1 rRNA gene is annotated in these 1,675 nt (G+C 58.6%); it reads left to right on the forward strand.

Going from position 1 to position 1,675, the window contains the following annotated elements:
• Positions 1-13 precede the first annotated feature (13 nt).
• A 16S ribosomal RNA gene (locus CAE01nite_RS17910) occupies positions 14-1,535 on the forward strand.
• Positions 1,536-1,675 lie beyond the last annotated feature (140 nt).

Consider the following 1,675-nt stretch of genomic DNA (forward strand, 5'->3'; position numbering starts at 1 on the left):
TGCCATGTTGACATTTACGGAGAGTTTGATTCTGGCTCAGGACGAACGCTGGCGGCGTGCTTAACACATGCAAGTCGAACGGTGATCCGGGGCTTGCTCTGGTGATCAGTGGCGAACGGGTGAGTAACACGTGAGTAACCTGCCCCTGACTCTGGGATAACTGCTGGAAACGGTGGCTAATACCGGATATGAGACTGTCCTGCATGGGGTGGTCTGGAAAGATTTTTTGGTTGGGGATGGGCTCGCGGCCTATCAGCTTGTTGGTGGGGTGATGGCCTACCAAGGCGACGACGGGTAGCCGGCCTGAGAGGGCGACCGGCCACACTGGGACTGAGACACGGCCCAGACTCCTACGGGAGGCAGCAGTGGGGAATATTGCACAATGGGCGAAAGCCTGATGCAGCGACGCCGCGTGAGGGATGAAGGCCTTCGGGTTGTAAACCTCTTTCAGCAGGGAAGAAGCGCAAGTGACGGTACCTGCAGAAGAAGCGCCGGCTAACTACGTGCCAGCAGCCGCGGTAATACGTAGGGCGCAAGCGTTGTCCGGAATTATTGGGCGTAAAGAGCTCGTAGGCGGTTTGTCGCGTCTGCTGTGAAAACCTAAGGCTCAACCTTGGGCTTGCAGTGGGTACGGGCAGACTAGAGTGCGGTAGGGGTGACTGGAATTCCTGGTGTAGCGGTGGAATGCGCAGATATCAGGAGGAACACCGATGGCGAAGGCAGGTCACTGGGCCGCAACTGACGCTGAGGAGCGAAAGCATGGGGAGCGAACAGGATTAGATACCCTGGTAGTCCATGCCGTAAACGTTGGGCACTAGGTGTGGGGCTCATTCCACGAGTTCCGTGCCGCAGCAAACGCATTAAGTGCCCCGCCTGGGGAGTACGGCCGCAAGGCTAAAACTCAAAGAAATTGACGGGGGCCCGCACAAGCGGCGGAGCATGCGGATTAATTCGATGCAACGCGAAGAACCTTACCAAGGCTTGACATACACCGGAAAAGTGCAGAGATGTGCTCCCCGCAAGGTCGGTGTACAGGTGGTGCATGGTTGTCGTCAGCTCGTGTCGTGAGATGTTGGGTTAAGTCCCGCAACGAGCGCAACCCTCGTCCCATGTTGCCAGCGGGTAGTGCCGGGGACTCATGGGAGACTGCCGGGGTCAACTCGGAGGAAGGTGGGGATGACGTCAAATCATCATGCCCCTTATGTCTTGGGCTTCACGCATGCTACAATGGCCGGTACAAAGGGCTGCGATGCCGCGAGGTGGAGCGAATCCCAAAAAGCCGGTCTCAGTTCGGATTGGGGTCTGCAACTCGACCCCATGAAGTCGGAGTCGCTAGTAATCGCAGATCAGCAACGCTGCGGTGAATACGTTCCCGGGCCTTGTACACACCGCCCGTCAAGTCACGAAAGTCGGTAACACCCGAAGCCGGTGGCCCAACCCCTTGTGGGAGGGAGCTGTCGAAGGTGGGACTGGCGATTGGGACTAAGTCGTAACAAGGTAGCCGTACCGGAAGGTGCGGCTGGATCACCTCCTTTCTAAGGAGCACTCCCACCACGGTGCCTTCGGGTGTCGGTTGGTGGTGAGGCCCATGCCCTGGCCGGATGCGCTGGGGGTGGTGCTCATGGGTGGAACATCGATGAAGGTTCGCCGTCTGGTGGGCCGGCCCCAGTACGCC

Source organism: Cellulomonas aerilata (assembly GCF_007991755.1).
GTDB lineage: Bacteria > Actinomycetota > Actinomycetes > Actinomycetales > Cellulomonadaceae > Pengzhenrongella > Pengzhenrongella aerilata.